Raw genomic sequence first — 17,645 nt, forward strand, 5'->3', positions numbered from 1 at the left:
TCAGGAAAATACGTATAAAGTAATGCAAAGTGCTGTTAGATTCACTCTAATAGCACTTTTTCATTGGAGATGTCACATGACTGTCTTTTTTACTGTTTTGCTCACTTTCTTATGCTGCCTTGTGATTTCATCTCTTATTTTTATGATTCTATTAAAAAAAGAGATCGTGGATACACCGCCCAACCGCTTAGCTCATGCAGCATTCATCTTACTTATTGGATTCTCCCTGTTCTTCGCTGTGACTGTCCCCAGCCTGATTATTTGTTTTGCAGCTGTAACAATACATCATTTTTTCGGAGATTACATCATATATGGTTCACTTTCAGACTTATACATATTTTCTGTCGTCGTCAGTATCTTAGCTTTAGTTTATATGCTGATTTTTACGGCAATTGTAAAAGGAATGACTCATGTTTTTACATTACCTGCTTGGTCAGCCTATATCCTTGAATTCATTTTTGCATGGGCTGCTGTTTACTTCTCAATCCAATACGTTTCCAATCATATCATTGAGAACATATCTATATTTCAAGGCGGAGAAGTGCTTCTTTCATTGTTCATCACTTTCTTATTTTCGGGATTGGATATCCTTTTTACTAATTTGGATAAGATCACAAAAGAGAAATTAGGCTAAGGGGGTAACAAATATGAGGATCATGAAATATATATCTTATTTTTCTATTTCTTTAGTTTTGCAGGTGGTATGGCTGCTACTAATAAAAGAAACCTCTAATCTATCTCTGATAGATATGATTACGGTGTCCTTCTTATTCACTCTCTTTATGTTCATCTTGGATCAAGTTTTCAAAAAAAAGCGGACAAATTAGGGTCTGTTTTTAATAATCCCCGGGCTTCTCTTTCGTTTTGAAATTGTTCCGGATCTGGGGATGTTGCGGCGAACCGTTCATTAATGTTTAACACCAGCCTCGGTAAAATACTTCTCCTTTTATATAACATCCTGACTTTTCCGTCATATATTAAAACGAAAAAACGGCAAAAAGGAGTAATGAAACATGATATTGTTTATTGGCAAGTTCATGTTGCTCTTTTTATTCTGTTCGCTGGCATATTATTTGTTTAAAGTTGTTTATTACAATATAGGGAAGAACATTGCGCTTAAAACTCCGAAAGGGACAAAGACGAACCGGACGGCACATGTGTTTATCAAAAATGGAACTAAACTGAATGATGGAGATTACTTTATGATCGCTGTTGTGACCGCTCTCTGGCTGTTCTTCAGATGAAACCGCGCTGATCCATCACGAGTTTTTGATCAGCCATCGCTCGCCAGCTGCGAAATTTACGATCTCCTTTACCGTTTCCGCAGATTTTAATACGATATACTTTCGGTTACGGTCCCCGTCCTCTAAGCTTCTAAGCGGGTTCAAACCGCTGACCACTTCCTTACCATGGAAGAGGTCATTAAAGAAAGAATCATCAATTAGAAAGCCTAAAAAAATAAACAGGCATGCTGCCTGTTTATTTTTTATAAGCGCCGGCTTCTTAAAACAGCCGTTTTAAGCTTTTCTTGAGTGACGGCATTTCGATTTTTTGGTTTTCAAAGAAGTTTTTCAGCATGTATTTGCTGAAGCCCTTCGCTTGGCCGTAAGTGATTTTTCCCGGAAGCGGCGGCTCGTCGCCGATGACGGCGTCGATGACGACCGGCTCATTTGAGTTGAGCGCTTCATGAAAAGCGGGAGCCAATTCCTCGTGTTTCGTCACTTTGATGCCTTTTGCTCCGCAGCTTTCTGCAAAAGCGGCGTAATCCATATTTTGCAGCTGGGTGACGTAGTCAATGTTGCCTTTGACCCGCTGTTCATATTCAATCATGCCTAGATTTTCGTTGTTTAAAACGACAACCGTAATCGGCAGTTTATATTTAACAGCCGTCGGCAGATCCTGCATCACCATTGAAAATCCGCCGTCTCCGCAAATGGCGATGCACTGCCGCTCAGGTTCGGCAAGGCTTGCGGCAATCGCTCCCGGAAGCCCGCATCCCATTGTGGCGAGCCAGCTTGAGACGATAAAGTCCTGCTTCTTCATTTTAAAATGGCGGGCCATCCACACTGTAACCGTTCCGACATCCACTGACAGGACGGCGTCCTCTGCGGCCGCATCCTGAAGCCGGGCAATGACCTGCTGCGGCTTGAGCGGATGAGTCGCTTCGGTTTCATCCTTTTCGATTTCCTTCCACCAATGCTTCATGTGCTCGGTGCAGGCGTCCAAAAATCTTCTGTCTTCTTTATATTCAATGTATTCCGTCAGCTCTTTCAGCCCCAGAGCCGCATCACTGACGATTCCCGCATTGACGGGATAGCGCTTGCCGATTTTCGCCGGATCCGAATCAAGCTGAATGGCGGGCGTATCATCCGGGAGATAATCCCTGTACGGGAACGATGTGCCGAGCATGATCAGCAGATCGCATTCCTCCATGGCTTCGTAGGCGGGCTTTGTGCCGATTTGCCCGAGATTCCCGAGAAAGTGGGGATGGCTGTCAGGCACGACGCCTTTTGCCGGAAGAGTAATCACAATCGGAGCGGCCGCTTTATCGGCGAATGCGAGCAGCTCCTCTTTTGCCGATTTTAACCCTTGGCCGGCAAGAATGACCGGTTTTTTTGCGTTGTTAATATATTGCGCGCATGTGACGAGATGTTCTTTTTTCGGCTCTATATCGGCTTTGAGGTATATCGGCGATGTGTAAACCGGCTCCCGTTTGATTTTTTGCGCGAATAAATCATCAGAAACGGTTAAAACGGCAACGCCTTTTTTGCTGTAAGCCGTGCGGATCGCCTGATTCAGAAGATCGGGCAGCGCTTCTGCCGTATGTACCTGCTGGTTGAATACCGCCACGTCCTCAAACATCTGCTCTAATTTGATTTCCTGAAAGCTGTCACGGCCGATTTCATCGGAAGCCACCTGTCCCGCAATCGCCAGCACCGGAACGCCGTCCGCTTTGGCGTCGTATAAACCGTTCAGCAGATGAACGGCCCCCGGTCCTGCGATTGAAAGGCAGACACCGATCTGCCCGGTCAGTTTTGCCTCAGCCGCGGCAGCCAGGGCTGCGACTTCTTCGTGCCGGGTTTGGATGAATGTCAGGTTATTTCGTTCATGTCTCAGTTCTTCGATAAATTCATTAATGCTGTCTCCGGGAATGCCGTATATATGACCGACTCCCCATTGTTCAAGCAGCTCCGTCATTACGTGTCCTGCTGTTTTACTTGGCATACTGCATCCTCCTTTTACCTGTATTCATCCCCTTTTTCATACGGGTTGAAACACGGGCTATACTCTCAGCTTTTTTCTCAGCAGATCAAGGATGGATAACAGATTTCGGTCTTTAAGGACTGCCTTACGATTTGCCGCCCCATTGAGTCCGTCTTTTATTTGCCGTTTTCTGTTCGGCACCATGAACAGCGGCAGCCGGTTTTGGGAAAACCAGCGTAAATCGGCGCGGTTTCCGATCCGTTCATCAGCGGTGTTCCTCCGGTAATGGCTCCGATGAAAACGTGCTGTGTATCTTCAAATGCCGGCCTTTCATACTCACCGGATTTTTGCAGGATGGTCACGTTATACCCTGTTTCTTCAAAGGCCTCTCTGACGGCTGCGGCTTCAGGTGTTTCACCTTCTTCAATCCCGCCCCCGGGCAAATCCCATAGTGGAACGTCTTTTCGTTTTACGAGCAATATGTCCCGCCCGTCATTTTGTATGATGACAAAAGCGCCTTGTGCCATGTCGTCCTCCTTTACAAAAAAGACCGCGGCATTTCAGCCTGCGGTCTTTGCCGTTACTTTTTAAAATGATACGGCAGGGTGGCGACAATGATGTCCTTCTTCCAAAACAGCCGGACGCGGAGCAAGAAGGCTGATTGGTTGTGAAGGATGGTCTGCCAGCGTTTTTTCGTAATAAATTGCGGAAACAGCACCATCACGGAGAACTGTTCTTTTTTCGCTTTTTGTTCGACCGTTTCCAAAAACTTATCAAACGGGTGAACCAGACTGCGGTATGAGGAATGCAGGGTGACGAGGCGGACGCCGTTATGAAGCTCTTCCCAGCGCTTTTCCACCTTTTTTTCGTGTTCTCTGTCAAAGGAAACATGAACCGCAATGACCTGATCCGATAATGATTTCGCATACTGAATCGATTTTTGGACGACGGTGGTGACACCGGCGACAGGCACGATGACGACGGTTCCCTTGATTTCCTCAGGCTGCTGATCAACGACCCGCAGCTGTTCGCCGACCGCGGTGTAGTGATTTTTAATGACGAAAAACAGCATGACGACAGCAGGCATGAATAACAGCACCGGCCAGACAAGATTGAACTTCGTCGCGAATAAAATACACAGCACCATAAATGAAATGGCGGCGCCGCATGAGTTGATCAGCATTTTTACCGCCCAGCCCTTCGGCTTCTGCCTGATCCACTTGATGCACATTCCCGTCTGCGACAGCGTAAACGGAATGAACACGCCGACGGCATAAAGCGGAATTAAATGTTCCGTGCGGCCGCCGAATAAAAGAATGAGCAGGATGGACGCGATACCGAGAAAGATGATGCCGTTTGAAAAGCCTAACCGGTCGCCTCGTACCGTAAACATTCTCGGCATATACTGATCGCGCGCTAAATTAAACGCCAGCTGCGGAAATGCGGAAAAGCCCGTATTCGCCGCAAGCACGAGAATCAATGATGTAACGCCTTGAATGAAATAATACACCGTATGGCGTCCGAAAGTTTCCGCGGCGATTTGTGAAATAACGGTCTCGTTAGGCTTCGGACCCGTGCCGTAGCCGTACGCCAGCACCGTAATCCCCGTAAATAAGATCGCCAGCAGAATCCCCATCATGGCCAAAGTGCGGGCCGCGTTTTTCGCCGGAGGATTTTTAAAGGCCGGGATCGCGTTTGAAATGGCTTCCACACCGGTCAGTGCCGAGCAGCCGGATGAAAAGGCCTTCAGCAGCAAAAACAGCGTGATGCCCGCTACGGGCGTGCCGATCGGTGTATGCTCGGCCGGATGAACCTGCCCCGTCATGAGCTTAAACAGTCCGACGACGATCAAAAGGACAAGCGCCGCCACAAACAGATAGACGGGATACGCCAAAATGGACGCCGACTCTGACAGCCCTCTCAAATTTAAAATCATAATCAGAATCACAAGCAAAACAGCAATGAGCAAATGATACGGGTGCAAAGCCGGAAATGCCGATGTAATCGCATCAGTTCCGGCAGAAATGCTTACCGCAACAGTCAGAATATAATCAACAAGCAATGAGCCCCCCGCAATCAGGCCCGGCTTCTCACCAAGGTTTTCTTTTGACACCATATAAGCGCCCCCGCCTTGCGGATAAGCGTAAATAATCTGTCTGTAGGACAGAATCAAAGCAAGCAGCAAAATGAGAACACCCGCTGCGATCGGAATGGAATACCAAAACGCGGCCGCGCTTACCGCAGCCAAAATGATCAGAATCTGTTCCGTTCCGTAAGCAACTGATGACAGCGCGTCTGAAGAAAGCATGGCGAGCGCCTTGAGTTTCGTGAGTTTCTGCTCTCCGGCCGCCTGTGATTTCAGCGGTTTCCCAATCAAAAATCTTTTGATTGAATGGTACATTTGTTGTTTTCCCCTTTTTTTCATTTTCCGTTTGATTTACAAACCCTTACTGCTATGATGTCTCCGAATGCTGATTGCATGCCATATTTCAGCACAGCAAAAAGACACAGAGGCAAACGGATGCCCCTGCGCCATAATCGTGCACAGGTTTCATTCATCTCCTCTCATGAACGCTTACGAGGTTAGCTGTCGGATTCGGGCTGATGAGAGTTGGCCCTACCTGAAAAAGGATTCACCCCAAGCGGCATGACGCGCCGCAAATTGGTTCCCCCGCTCTGATTACAGATTAAGCGATATAGATTATAAAAGAGATCATACTCCCGTCCCGTTCAGTTGTAAAGGGGCTTTTATGCTGTTTCAAAAATAAAAAAATCACCGCCAAAAATGGAAATAAAAATACAAAAAAAGAGGCCTGTTAACGGCCTCTTTTTCCTTCATTACTCTTCACTTTTTTCATTGTCCGCTTTTCTTTTTTTCCTTCTTGCCGTCAGCCAGATCAGACCGGCCGCAATAATTATAAGCGCAGCGAAAACAGCGATATACGTGACGTTCAGTGCTGCGGAACGGCTTTTCGTATCAGGCGATGGACTGCTGTCGTCGGATTTGATTTGCTGATGGTTTGAAAACAGCTGCTTGCCGGCCGTTTCGTTGACGACGGTTGCGGCATCGCTTGTGCTGTCTAAAAAGCTGATCAGCTCTTTTGTGACAGACGCGCCGCTGCCTGATAACGGAGCAAAAACAGCGATGCTTCGGCCGGAGTCCCAAGGTGATTCCTGGGTAAACGCGACTTGTTTCGTTGTCTCATTCAGCATCTGAAACGAAGAAACATCGTACGCGCCGCTGCGGTCTGACGGCACGAGAAGCTTAGAGGCGTTTGATTTCAAAAGCGGAATTTGCGGCAGGCCTCCGATAAACACAACATTCCGGCCTTTGGCATCCGCTTCCTTCATGTCTGATGCCGTCTTTACGGTAAAGCCGTTTCCGAATGAATCCGCCACCAGAGAAAGTTCTTTCAGTGTCTGTATGTTTACGTCATCCGGGATGACGATTACTGTTTTCTCTTTCACGCCGCCCGCAAACGGGAGCGGCCATTGCCCGAAATCCGCTTTCTGCGCCGCATCACTTACCGGATACGTCAGCATGCTGCTTTTATCAATATAGACCCATTTATTTTCGTCACGGTCGATACACGGGTTGTTATGTTTCAAACCTGATGTGACAAATTGCAGATCAATGTACCTGCTGCTTCGCAAAAGCTTCGGATCAATCGGGATTGAGACGTGGTAAAAGCCATCTTTATCTTGATTGCCGAGATCATCAAGACGCACCGCATTCGGCTGTCCGTTGACCATGACGTTCAGCTCCGCTCTCTCGGCGTCATCATCTGAATCCGCCTTCGTCCGGATCGATTCCGACGTCTTTAATGTAAGTGAAAGCTTGACCTTACCGTCTTTATCAACAGCGGCCGCCGCAGGGTAAAAGAAGTGCTCTGACGCCGTTTTGTTTGATCCGACCGTTACATTTCCCGCGCCGAAGTCCTCTAATGTCAGTTTATTGCCTGTCTTTTCCGCAGCGGGCTGAAGGCGGCCGATTGTCAAAGTATCTCCGCCCAGCTGGCTTGAATAAGCGCTGTCTGTGATGACGCGGATTTTATCCGCCAGCGTTTTGTCTGAGTGCGCCGTGACAAACAGGACGGGCTGCCGTTTGTCCCCTGATGTCAGAACCCGTTCGGCGAGAAGAAGTTTGTTGTCTTCCGCTTTGAAGTTCCCCCGTTCGAAAAGCTCTTTTATTTTCCCGTTCCAATGCTGATCAGCGCCGATGACAATTGACGGATTGCTGATTTTGCCGGCATCGGATTCTTTTACATAGGATACCTTCAGCCTGCTGTCTGCCGTTTTCAGAAATCCTTCTGTTTTGACTGCGGCTTCAGCTTCCGCCGAGGTCGGTTTGTCAGGAAGGATAATATCGGTTTCTTCACCCGTATTGCCTGATTGGGCAAACGGATACGGGAAATGGCCGAGATCCGCTCCCTTTGACTTGCTTGCTTCTGAAAGCACAAGGCGGCTGTCCGGATAAATTTTTATCCAGTTGCCTGACGTATCCTGCCTGACGCAGACGCCCTCTTTTAATACGCCGTAAAATCGTAATGATACATTGTGATAGCCTTGGGCGGATTGGCTTTTGCTGAGATTGAGCTTCACCGTTTTCCGCTTGGAGCTGCCGTCAAGCTTTATGGATTTGACGGGTTCATCATCAATGGCGATGGTTAAAGAAGACGGGGCAATTAATAAGTTTGACGCCTCGTAATCAATCAGAAGCGACTGATCGGCATTCGAAGCTCCCGCAGGAATCTGATAGGTCAGCTCTGAGCTGTCTTTCGCCCCGTACAGTGTCATCAGATCGCCAGTCAGCGCCTGCTGCTCTTTTGCGCCGGCGCTTGTTCCGAGAGCGGAACCGTCCGTTTTCAGCTCCCGGGCCGCGGCCGCCTGCCCGTTATACATCAATAGCAAAAGGCCAGTTATCAATATGATCGCTTTTTTCAAAAAGGTCACCCGCTTTTATTTTGATTGTATCGCTCCGTTTTGTACCACTTGACTTCCTGCTTGAACAATCGGTGCTTGATCTCTGTGAATAATGACCAGATGACGAGCACGATCCAAGCCTGAGAGTATGTAAAGTACATCAGAAATACGATAAAGAAGTTTTGTTTGTTCATTTCTGTTTTTTCAATGCTTAAAGTAATCATGACCTCAGTCATAAACAGGAAAAAGGCCAGTATCCACAAAATCATCGCCAAAAACCCGACTGTCAGATGCAGGTCGTAAAAAAGATTGATGATAAAAATCGTGTTTGACATGATCACACCGAAGAAAAACAAAAAATACGTAAAAAAGAAATAAAACAGATCGAAGATGATCCGCTTGCGTTTCAGCTTGAAAAATTGGGATAAAAACTTAAGAACGACGTACTGGTTGCCGCGCGCCCATCTTGTCCGCTGACGCCACCAGACCTTCCATGTCTCAGGCTCCTGCTCCCATGTCACAGCCGCCGGGAAAAAGCGGATATGATAGCCGAGATTATACACGCGGATGGTCAGCTCGGTATCCTCCGCCAGCGCCTTATCATCCCAGCCGCCGAGCTGTTCGATGATGCTCCGCCTGATCGCGAAGTTCGTTCCCGGGATGGTGGCGATTTTGAACCATTTCCATCTGCCGCCCTGCGCCATCCACTGAAAGCAGATGGTTTCAATATTGATAAACTTCGTCAGGATCGTTTTGGCCGCGTTGATGACACGGAATTTCCCGACAACCGCTCCTGCTTTCTCATCATTCATCAGACCGAGAACCAGGTAGTATACCGCCATTTTTTCCGGCGTGTTGTCCGCATCATACACGCAGATCACGTCTCCGTTCGATTCCGCGAACCCTGAGTTCAGCGCCGAAGATTTTCCTTTTCCAGCGTTCGGGGGCTTTGTGATGACCATTTTAATGAAGTCATACTGACGGGAAAATTCATTGACGATGTCTCCCGTCCGGTCGGAGGAATTATCATTAACGACAATGATCTCAAGCCTGTCTTTCGGATAATACAGGTTCACCATCGCCTTCAGCGTCTGCCTGATCACGACCTCCTCGTTATGCGCGGGGATGAGCACGCTGACCTTCGGGAGCTCCCCCATCTTTGCGCGCCATTTCGGAATGTTCCGTTCGAAGGTCATATAATGCCTGAATCCGCCCTGCATCAGAAACATGTGATAGAGAAGCATCACCCATATTAAACTTAATGAGATAAAAAACAGAATGTTACTCAAGGCTTCTTCTCTCCTTAAAGATTCGTTTTTTTAATGTGGCGCGCAAATAAAGGACGTAGCAGGCGAACATGATGATAAACAATAACACCACGCCGGAGAGAATCCAAAGCGCTTTTTCAAGAGGCGTCTGCTGGTGATGATTGAAAAAGGCCGTTACCGGATGAATCTTGTTTTCCACATGAATGGTTCCGTCTCCGTCCGTTTTGATCCTGACGCTGTCCGACGTTACCGTTTGCTTCGTTTTCTTCAGATCGAGCCACTCGCCGCCGGGAATCCGCTCCATCTGATTGACGAGCTCGGGAAGGTATTTCATGCCGAGATACGGATGGTAGAAACCGCCCGCCGTTCCGCCGCCGAAATCAATCATCTGAGAAATATGATTTTCCATATCTCCGAGCGGATTTTCCTTTGAGTTATCGGCATAACCGATTGTTTCAGGGTACAGCGTCATCCCGTCCAGCATAGCCGGCTTTGAGACGAACGGAGGGGCGCCCGAGGTTTTCCACGTCGCGCCGCTGAGCTGCACTTGTCCGAAAATGCTGGAGAAATAAGAAGATGCGATTTTGTAGCCTTCTTCAGACATCGTGTAGTGCGGCGCTTCGAATGACAGCGGGTAAAGGCCGAGCTCTGTCAGATCGTCAATCGCCTGCTCCAGCTTCGTTCTCGTGTAGATGTTTTCTTTTTCACGGAAAGGCTTCACATACGCCCGGTACGCTTTTTCATTCGGAAAATCCTGTTCCTTTTCAAGCTTGACCGGAGTATCATCCGCATTTTCTGACGTAATCGGCTGATCCGCTTTGGCATCCCAAAATTCAAAGCCTTCTCCCGTTTCGCTGTATCGGTAAGCGTGCGTGTAGCCGTGAATAATGATGCTTCCGCCCATTTGCTGAAGTTTTTTCAGGACGCGGACCATTTTCGGCTTGTCCGCCAGGTATACTTTTTCTCCGTTTTCCGGATTGAGATAGACCGGAATGACCGCCAGAATAAACGGAATGTGTCTTTTATGCAGGTAAGCGCCCGCTTCGTAAAGCAATCTTTCATCTGACATCGGACTGATGTCTTCAAGCCGCAAGTAAAGGAGGGTGCCGCCCTGTGATTCTCCGAATGCGCTGCGCAGCGCTTTCGCCGTCAGAAACGAATCATTTAACAGGCTCGTCACACCGAAATAATAGTCAGAGCGCGCCGTTTTCCACATAAAAGGGCGGGTGGTGCCGTCACCGGACCGGTATGTATAAAGGGACTCCCCTTTTACTCCCGATACGCCGAGCACGGACATCCCTTTTTCAAGCGGCATGTCTGTTTTTTCTTTTTTGCCGTAAATGCGGTATACCGTTTCTTTTTCTGTCAGGGACAACCCCGCAAATTGGCGGAACTGTCCGGCGTTATAGCCGATGCTGATAAGCTGCTGCGGCATGCTGCTGATCAGTGACACAAATGATGTGCTGAGCTTTTTTTTCGTGACGCCGTAATAGATGACGCGCCGATTCTTTTTGAAGTCCGCGGCTGTGATGTCTCCGTCGCTTTTCACGGTGACGGCGGATGAGAAATGGCCCGCGGTCAGATCAAGCATTTTGACCTCAGCGGTTTCTTTGCCGTCCGTGCTTGTATAAATAATGAGAATACCGTCCTTTTTGTCTTTTGCTTCCGCCGGACGGGGAACATAAACGGCCGAAATCATGAAAAGCGCCGAGAGTAAGAGACGTATCCATTTAGAGTTCATTCATCATCATCTCGTTTTCCAGTTCATTTAAAAATTGCTCGGCCGTTTGTAAATCCTTTCGGTACGCCAAGTAACATACACGGAAGGTGATGGAGACGTATTTACCGTTTTGCAGCCGGTACGTATCCAATTCCTTTTTCAGCTTCGCCAGAACGGCCGGCATGTTTTCTTCAGGCGTATGGGTCAGCACGATGCCGAACCGTTCGGCGGACGGCCTGAATTTTTTGTCTGTTTCCCGAACGCTTGACCGGATTTGGCGGCTGATAAACGCCAGCAGCCGATCGGTCTCTTTTTCTCCGTACAGGGATTTGAATTCCTTGAAATAATGCATGTGCAGCAGCAAAAAGACGAAGGAATTGCCGTAGCGTTCCGCCCGCTTGATTTCCTCGGAAAGCTCCAGCTTCATCCGCAGATGGTTGTCAAAGCCGGTCACCCTGTCGACGGCGACAAAGCTCGTAATCTCTTCACGCAGCTGTTTCACTGAGCGTTCAAGCCCCTTCGCCAACTCGTGAATCCTTCCCGCTATGTAAGAAAAGAGCAGCAGCGCAATCCCCCAAATGACCAGCACCTGCAGACTTTCGGCATCGGCAGACGCCATAAAGCTCCCGGTCTGAAACCACAGGAGCAGGCTGCCGAGAACAAATAAGACGAGTAAGGTCATGACGAGCGCGTAGATTGCCCCGAACCATATACCGGCTCCCGCAACAAGCAATGTGATGCAGGTTATCAGAAGCCCTGCGGATTGCTGAGACGCATAGTAAATAAAAAAAGACAGCAGCACCAGCATAACTGCTGTGTAGCTGCACAGTTTTTGTGATTCATTGAATGATATTTTCATTAAACAATTTCCTTTCAGCCAGAAGCGGCAGCAGGTTATCGAAAGAATGTGTATCGCTCCCGCTCATATAGCCGCCGTAATCGGGTTTCAGCGTGTCCAGTGTTTCAAATGAAGTCATTCTTTCATAAAGCGGCTTGATGACAGCCGGATCAGCTTTTTGTTCTGCTAAAAAAAGAACGGCCAGGGCGTAAACGGACGGTGATTCGTACTGAACCGCCGGCTCCTTCGTGTCTGCGCTGTATCGTCCGTACAGCTGTCCGCGCGACTTAAATTCCTCTATCATCCATTTTGACAGCGCGGCAGCCTTGCCATCGCCCCGCTTCAGATTCACGGCGGCGTACAGCTGGTCGATGACATTCACTTCGCTGTCATATTTGTATTCCTTTGTTTCGGTATTGAATGATTTCGGCAGAAAACCATTTTTCAGGGGAGCAAGATTGAGAACATCAAGGTTCCGGTTTTCCGTTTTCTCATCGATAATCCCTTTTTCTCTGAGCATCTGTAAGGCGCCGGGGTCAACATAGGACAAGGTCACGGTCTTTGATGCGGCATTTGAAGCGGCATCATAATAATCCGTAAAATACCCGTCATTTGTATTGTATTTTTCCAGCGCCTTCCCGATCTGCACCGCTGTTTTCCCGTATTCACTGTTTCCCCACAGGGTTCCGGCCTCATTCAGACAGTTCATGATTCTGAAATCGTCAATTAAGGCATTGGTGCCGCTCGCTTTATTCCCGTCAATCTTCCACGACACGAGCCCGTTTTTCGTCAGAAACGAATCGGTGAGAAGCTGATATTGCGCTTGAAACTGCCGTTCATCTTTCCTGTTCAGCAAAAATGCCATCCATAGTCCGAGAGACTCAGATAAATATTCCGGCTCACCGGATATGTTCGTCCGGATCATCCCCCGCCCGTTCATCAATTTATGATAAATAAAATGCTCTGCGGGCTGAAGCGGTCCGGACGGTTCGGCCGCCGTCTGTTTTTCAGGTCCGGCCTCCGCGCACCCCGCCGTCAGAACGATCGAAATCAAAAGGATCATCAGACGAAAAACGAATTGCTTCACAGTCCATCCTCCTATTTTACAAACCCTTTTTTAGACCCATATCTTATTTTTTCACAAAGTATTTTTACTATAAAGGAAACGATAAAAGAATACTAGCATTTTTTCACATTGGAAAATTTTAAATGGAAGCGCCGCCTCTCACCTTTTCCCTCTTCACATGGATCGTATTCCCATTACAGTAAAAAACACAACAAAAGGCAGCATTTCTTTACAAATGCTGCCTTTCTCTGATCTATTTATCCAGGCCGAGTTTTTTCAGCTGTTCTGCCAGCGCGTTGTTCATCGGCTCCTCTTTGTTTTGGCTTTTCATATAAGAGTTAATGTCCCGCTTGGATGCGCGTCCGGATTTATCTTTCGCCTTCCGCTTTTCAAAGACGGACAGTTTCTCCCGGTGGCCGCATACACATGCGAAGGTTTGGCCTTCGCCCTGGCCGCGAAGCTCCATTTTCTTATGACAGTTCGGACAGCGGGCGTTTGTTTTTCTTGCCAGCGTTTTCCGGCTGCCGCACTCACGATCCTGACATACGAGCATCGTGCCGCGTTTGCCGTTGACTTTAAGCATCATTTTGCCGCAATCAGGGCAGGCGGTGCCTGAAATGTTGTCATGTCTGAAAGTCTGGCTGCTGTTTTTGATCTCCTTCACCGTTTTGCCCGCATATGTTTTCATGTCTTTAATGAACACGGCGGATTTCAGTTTGCCCGCTGCGATGGCGGAGAGCTTTTGCTCCCACTCAGCGGTTAAGGCCGGCGATTTTAAATCTTCCGGGACGAGCTGTAAGAGCTGCTTCCCTTTTGACGTAATGAAAATATCTTTTTCTTTTTTCTCGATCAAGAAACTGTTGAACAGTTTTTCAATGATATCAGCGCGGGTGGCGACTGTTCCGAGTCCGCCGGTTTCACCCAATGTTTTCACAAGGTTCTTCTCTTCTCCCTGCATAAAGGCGCTTGGGTTCTCCATCGCGGATAACAGCGTGCCTTCATTAAAGCGCGCCGGCGGTTTCGTCTGACCGCTCGTTTCTTTCAATGATGAGACAGTGAGGCGCTGACCCTGATGAAGATCCGGGAGCGTCTGGTCTTTGTCTTCCTCATGATCGTCGTCATCCTCGTACATATCATACACGGCTTTCCAGCCAGGCGATTGAACCGTTTTCCCTTTTGCGGTAAATGTTTCGCCGCCGATATCGGCTGTGACCTTTGTTTCTTCGTATTCGAACGCCGGCATTAACACGGCGAGAAAACGTTTGGCAATCAGATCGTAAAGCTTTCGTTCTTTGTCGCTGAGGCTTGAAAGGATCAGCGGCTCCTCTGTCGGAATGATGGCATGGTGATCCGATACTTTCGCATCATTGACGAATCCTTTATGCGCTTTGACGCCCCGCTTCAGTATTTGATTGACGTACTGGGCGTACGGCTTAACTTCCATACCGTTTAAACGGTCTTTTAAAGTCGGCACGATGTCTGCGGAAAGGAATCTGGAATCCGTCCGCGGGTAAGTGACAAGCTTATGCTGTTCATACAGCTTTTGAAGCACGGACAGCGTCTCTTTTGCGGAGAAACCGAAGCGCTTATGAGCGTCCCGCTGCAATTCCGTCAAGTCGTAAAGACCGGGAGCGAAGCTTTTTTTCGCCGTTTTTTTCAATTCTGAAATGACTGCCGGCTTTCCTTGCAGGTCTTTTGCCAAACGGCCGGTCACCGTCTGATCAAACGTTCTTGTCTGTTTTGTTTTTTTATCCTGCCATGTCAGCGTCATCTGATCAGCCGCCGCGCGGAGACCGTAATAAGGAACGGGTTTGAACGCCTGAATATCCGCTTCGCGTTTGGCGATCATCGCCAGTGTCGGAGTCTGGACGCGTCCGCATGACAGCTGCGCGTTAAATTTCGTGGTCAGGGCGCGGGTCGCGTTGATGCCGACGATCCAATCCGCTTCCGCTCTGGCAACAGCGGAATGATACAGGTTTTCGTACTCTTTGCCGCTGCGGAGCTTTTGAAATCCTTCTTTAATCGCCTTATCCGTCACAGAGGAAATCCACAGCCGCTTAATCGGTTTGCGGACGTTTGCCTTTTCGATAATCCAGCGGGCCACAAGTTCCCCTTCCCGTCCTGCGTCTGTAGCGATTACGATCTGGCTGACGTCTTTCCGGACAAGCTGAGCTTTGACCGCATTGAACTGTTTTCCTGTTTTTTTAATGACGACGAGCTTTAAAGGCTCCGGAATAATCGGAAGATCCTCAAGCCGCCATGATTGAAATTCTTTGCCGTATCCTTCGGGGTCAGCGAGCGTTACCAGATGCCCGAGCGCCCATGTGACGATGTAGCGGTCGCCTTCAAGATATCCGTTTCCTTTTTTATGACACTTCAGAACACGGGCCAAGTCCCGGCCGACTGAAGGTTTTTCAGCTAATACAACTGTTTTTGACATGCTTTTCACTTCTCTTTCTTTCACACTCATCCTGTTATTATAACAGACTTCCTCACGCTCTCTCTAATCGAGGACGTTTTTTGTGTCAATTTCTGAGAAAATGACGTGGGTCACGGTTTGGGCATACGGAGAGGTGCGGTTGATGAAGTGTTCGATCGTTTCCAGACTGTCCGCGTTAATCTTCAGCATATAACACGCCGCCCCGGCGACCCGAAAACAAAATTCAATGTTGGGAATGGATTGAATGTAGGTTTTGAATTGATCGTATTTTCCGTTTTTCACCGTCGCTTCGACAATGCAGGAGACGGGGAGCCCGATCTTTTTTTGATCAATGTCCAATGTATAGCGCTTAATAACGCCGAAGGATTCAAGCTGTCTGACACGCTCTGTGACGGACGGGGCTGACAATTTGATTTTTCTGCCCAGCTCCCGCATGGACAGGCGGCTGTCCCGCTGCAGCTCTTTAATGATGCTCAGATCCACATTATCTAGTTTCATGACTGTAGTCCTTCCTTACCCTTTTGGCTATATTATCAAGAGAAATCCGAAAAATGACAAGAACAACAGGCTGAAATCATGAAGGTTTTTTCAGGAACTGACGCGAAATGGTCATATTAGGACTGCCCTTTGCTTATAGTATAGAGGAAAAAAGATGTCCGACAGGAGGGAGCTGTATGTTACACACGCCGATCGGCAGACTTCGCACGATGGGGTTTATTGAAGGAATGTCGCTTTTGGTGCTGCTGTTTATCGCGATGCCGCTGAAGTATTGGGCTCATCATCCGCTCGCCGTCACCATTGCCGGTTCCATTCACGGCGGTTTGTTTATCATTTATCTGGCGGTGCTGGCGTATGCGGCGTTTACTGTCAAATGGCATGTGAAATGGTCAGCCGCCGGTTTTATCGCGGCCTTTATTCCGTTCGGTAATTTTATTTATGATCGCGGCCTGAGAAATTATCAATAAAAAAGCTCCTCTTCTGCAGAGGAGCTTTTTTCATGCGTTACATCCATTTCGTCACCCAGGCGATATAATAAGCGCCGGGGATAAATACAAGCTGGGCGAGAAGCGTGCCCGCGACCCTTGATGTGACCATCGTCAATGAGGTCCATTTTAAGGAGACGTAGCTGCGCTTGCCCTTCGCCACATCGTCTGCCAGTACGGAGACTTTCGGGTCAACAAACACGGCCAGCAGCATAGTCGCAACGCCGTTGATTAAGCCTGATGCCATAACGGCCGTCGTGCTGTGCTCAGGCGCCAGAAGGCCGGCGTACAGAGCGGACAGAACACCGATCGTGTAAATAGACGTAATGACCATATTAATGACAAACAAGCGTTTCGGGATCATTCGGAATTGAAGCCCCTTTAAATAGGAGACTGACGGCAGTCTGATATAAGAACGCGCATGCTTCAGCCCGTTCAGTGAAAATCCTTTTTTAAATACCTGCATGACGGAGCCTCCTCCGTCCGCCAAGTGTATAATTGCCCTGGAGAATAACGCGACGAATGTCGGCAAAAGACAGATGCCGAGCATCGTTCCGACCGTGGAGCCGAATATTAAAAATCGAAACTGAGCGCCCACAACAGACAGAGCGTTTGATCCGGCGGCATCAATCAGATGTCCGGTAAACGGCTGCTGAACCATGTTTGACATGCGCGACACAATAACCATGACATTAAATAATGACAGCGCGGACGCGATAAATCCGACTCTCGCGCCGGAAAGCCGTGTTGCATAGGCAAGCGTTTCAATCGAATGTATCAGCAGCAGAAAACAGAAGATAAACAGTACTTGTGAAGTAATAACGTGCAATGTATGATTCCTCCAAATCTTTTCATACTGATTAGACTCTGCAGACTGCGGCAAGGTTTCGGCCGTTTACATAAAAAAACCGCCCGGATGTCCGGCGCGGTTTTGTCTTATTCTTTTCTTACGCAAATAAATAATATATGGTTGCCCGCCTTAGCCTGCGGGTGATTCGTATTAACAGTTCCGACAGAATCATTCTTCGAAAGTAAACACCATGGAAGTTCTTGAACACAAGACAACGAAAGCCCTACCTCTCAATCGTCACTGCGGCTCCGAAGCCGCGCCGGTGTGAATTGTAAAACAAAAAGTCTTTTTTCCATCTCTTCGTTAGGGGCGAATATCAGAAGGAAAAGAATAAGCTCAGCTTTTTTTCAAGC

Annotated in this window: 13 protein-coding genes, 1 pseudogene and 1 riboswitch; of the genes and pseudogenes, 3 read left to right on the forward strand and 11 right to left on the reverse strand. The window is 48.2% G+C overall.

Annotated features, from left to right (window positions below):
- Positions 1-76 precede the first annotated feature (76 nt).
- Both AC2CGA_RS15535 and AC2CGA_RS15540 read left to right on the forward strand, forming a co-directional pair.
- The gene (locus AC2CGA_RS15535; protein ID WP_484480222.1) at positions 77-634 is read left to right on the forward strand and encodes a hypothetical protein; all 558 of its coding nucleotides are present in this window, start codon (positions 77-79) and stop codon (positions 632-634) included.
- A gap of 379 nt (positions 635-1,013) precedes the next feature.
- Complete coding sequence (locus AC2CGA_RS15540) at positions 1,014-1,244, forward strand: hypothetical protein (RefSeq protein ID WP_044053284.1); 231 nt, start codon at positions 1,014-1,016, stop codon at positions 1,242-1,244.
- A 259-nt stretch (positions 1,245-1,503) separates the two neighbouring features.
- Here AC2CGA_RS15540 and AC2CGA_RS15545 read toward each other — a convergent pair whose 3' ends face one another.
- The 10 genes and pseudogenes from AC2CGA_RS15545 to lrpC form a co-directional block, all read right to left on the reverse strand.
- A complete protein-coding gene (locus tag AC2CGA_RS15545) occupies positions 1,504-3,225 on the reverse strand; it encodes a pyruvate oxidase (RefSeq protein WP_117614494.1) in 1,722 nt (573 codons plus the stop codon).
- A 57-nt stretch (positions 3,226-3,282) separates the two neighbouring features.
- A pseudogene (locus AC2CGA_RS15550) lies at positions 3,283-3,731 on the reverse strand (NUDIX hydrolase).
- Positions 3,732-3,784: 53 nt separating this feature from the next.
- Positions 3,785-5,605 carry an APC family permease gene (locus AC2CGA_RS15555; protein ID WP_003156252.1) on the reverse strand — a complete coding sequence of 607 codons (1,821 nt, stop codon included), beginning with the start codon at positions 5,603-5,605 and terminating at the stop codon, positions 3,785-3,787.
- Positions 5,606-5,761: 156 nt separating this feature from the next.
- Positions 5,762-5,908, reverse strand: a riboswitch (cyclic di-AMP (ydaO/yuaA leader).
- A 134-nt stretch (positions 5,909-6,042) separates the two neighbouring features.
- Complete coding sequence (locus AC2CGA_RS15560) at positions 6,043-8,148, reverse strand: cellulose biosynthesis cyclic di-GMP-binding regulatory protein BcsB (RefSeq protein WP_484480223.1); 2,106 nt, start codon at positions 8,146-8,148, stop codon at positions 6,043-6,045.
- 5 nt (positions 8,149-8,153) lie between these two features.
- A complete protein-coding gene (locus AC2CGA_RS15565) occupies positions 8,154-9,416 on the reverse strand; it encodes a glycosyltransferase family 2 protein (RefSeq protein ID WP_003156256.1) in 1,263 nt (420 codons plus the stop codon).
- Positions 9,409-11,136: a DUF2334 domain-containing protein gene (locus AC2CGA_RS15570; RefSeq protein WP_117614493.1), complete on the reverse strand. Its 1,728-nt coding sequence runs from the start codon at positions 11,134-11,136 to the stop codon at positions 9,409-9,411. Before AC2CGA_RS15570 ends, AC2CGA_RS15565 begins: the two co-directional genes overlap by 8 nt.
- Complete coding sequence (locus AC2CGA_RS15575; protein ID WP_014304365.1) at positions 11,126-11,974, reverse strand: diguanylate cyclase domain-containing protein; 849 nt, start codon at positions 11,972-11,974, stop codon at positions 11,126-11,128. The genes AC2CGA_RS15570 and AC2CGA_RS15575 overlap by 11 nt, the downstream gene beginning before the upstream one ends.
- Positions 11,955-13,040 (reverse strand): hypothetical protein, encoded by a 1,086-nt coding sequence (locus AC2CGA_RS15580; RefSeq protein WP_046559351.1) that lies wholly within the window; start codon positions 13,038-13,040, stop codon positions 11,955-11,957. Before AC2CGA_RS15580 ends, AC2CGA_RS15575 begins: the two co-directional genes overlap by 20 nt.
- Positions 13,041-13,272: 232 nt before the next feature.
- Positions 13,273-15,459 carry a DNA topoisomerase III gene (locus AC2CGA_RS15585; RefSeq protein WP_058906724.1) on the reverse strand — a complete coding sequence of 729 codons (2,187 nt, stop codon included), beginning with the start codon at positions 15,457-15,459 and terminating at the stop codon, positions 13,273-13,275.
- A gap of 63 nt (positions 15,460-15,522) precedes the next feature.
- Positions 15,523-15,957 carry a transcriptional regulator LrpC gene (lrpC, locus tag AC2CGA_RS15590; protein WP_003156263.1) on the reverse strand — a complete coding sequence of 145 codons (435 nt, stop codon included), beginning with the start codon at positions 15,955-15,957 and terminating at the stop codon, positions 15,523-15,525.
- Positions 15,958-16,133: 176 nt separating this feature from the next.
- Between lrpC and AC2CGA_RS15595 the strand changes: the two genes are divergently transcribed.
- Positions 16,134-16,424, forward strand: a complete 291-nt coding sequence (locus AC2CGA_RS15595) for a DUF3817 domain-containing protein (RefSeq protein ID WP_003156265.1) — start codon at positions 16,134-16,136, stop codon at positions 16,422-16,424.
- A gap of 37 nt (positions 16,425-16,461) precedes the next feature.
- Here the strand turns inward: AC2CGA_RS15595 and amj are convergent, their stop codons facing one another.
- Entirely contained in the window at positions 16,462-17,271 is an 810-nt protein-coding gene (gene amj, locus AC2CGA_RS15600; protein ID WP_014304362.1) for a lipid II flippase Amj, read from the reverse strand.
- Between the last annotated feature and the right edge of the window lie 374 nt (positions 17,272-17,645).

The organism is Bacillus sp. SYZHCR11, assembly GCF_057196865.1.

What these genes read in the sequence shown, in the direction of transcription:
- AC2CGA_RS15540 (WP_044053284.1), top strand. Translation starts at nt 1,014, where the DNA reads ATGATATTGTTTATTGGCAAGTTCATGTTGCTCTTTTTATTCTGTTCG.
- AC2CGA_RS15545 (WP_117614494.1), bottom strand. Translation starts at nt 3,225, where the DNA reads ATGCCAAGTAAAACAGCAGGACACGTAATGACGGAGCTGCTTGAACAA.
- AC2CGA_RS15595 (WP_003156265.1), top strand. Translation starts at nt 16,134, where the DNA reads ATGTTACACACGCCGATCGGCAGACTTCGCACGATGGGGTTTATTGAA.
- AC2CGA_RS15575 (WP_014304365.1), bottom strand. Translation starts at nt 11,974, where the DNA reads ATGAAAATATCATTCAATGAATCACAAAAACTGTGCAGCTACACAGCA.
- AC2CGA_RS15535 (WP_484480222.1), top strand. Translation starts at nt 77, where the DNA reads ATGACTGTCTTTTTTACTGTTTTGCTCACTTTCTTATGCTGCCTTGTG.
- AC2CGA_RS15585 (WP_058906724.1), bottom strand. Translation starts at nt 15,459, where the DNA reads ATGTCAAAAACAGTTGTATTAGCTGAAAAACCTTCAGTCGGCCGGGAC.
- AC2CGA_RS15570 (WP_117614493.1), bottom strand. Translation starts at nt 11,136, where the DNA reads ATGAACTCTAAATGGATACGTCTCTTACTCTCGGCGCTTTTCATGATT.
- AC2CGA_RS15555 (WP_003156252.1), bottom strand. Translation starts at nt 5,605, where the DNA reads ATGTACCATTCAATCAAAAGATTTTTGATTGGGAAACCGCTGAAATCA.
- lrpC (WP_003156263.1), bottom strand. Translation starts at nt 15,957, where the DNA reads ATGAAACTAGATAATGTGGATCTGAGCATCATTAAAGAGCTGCAGCGG.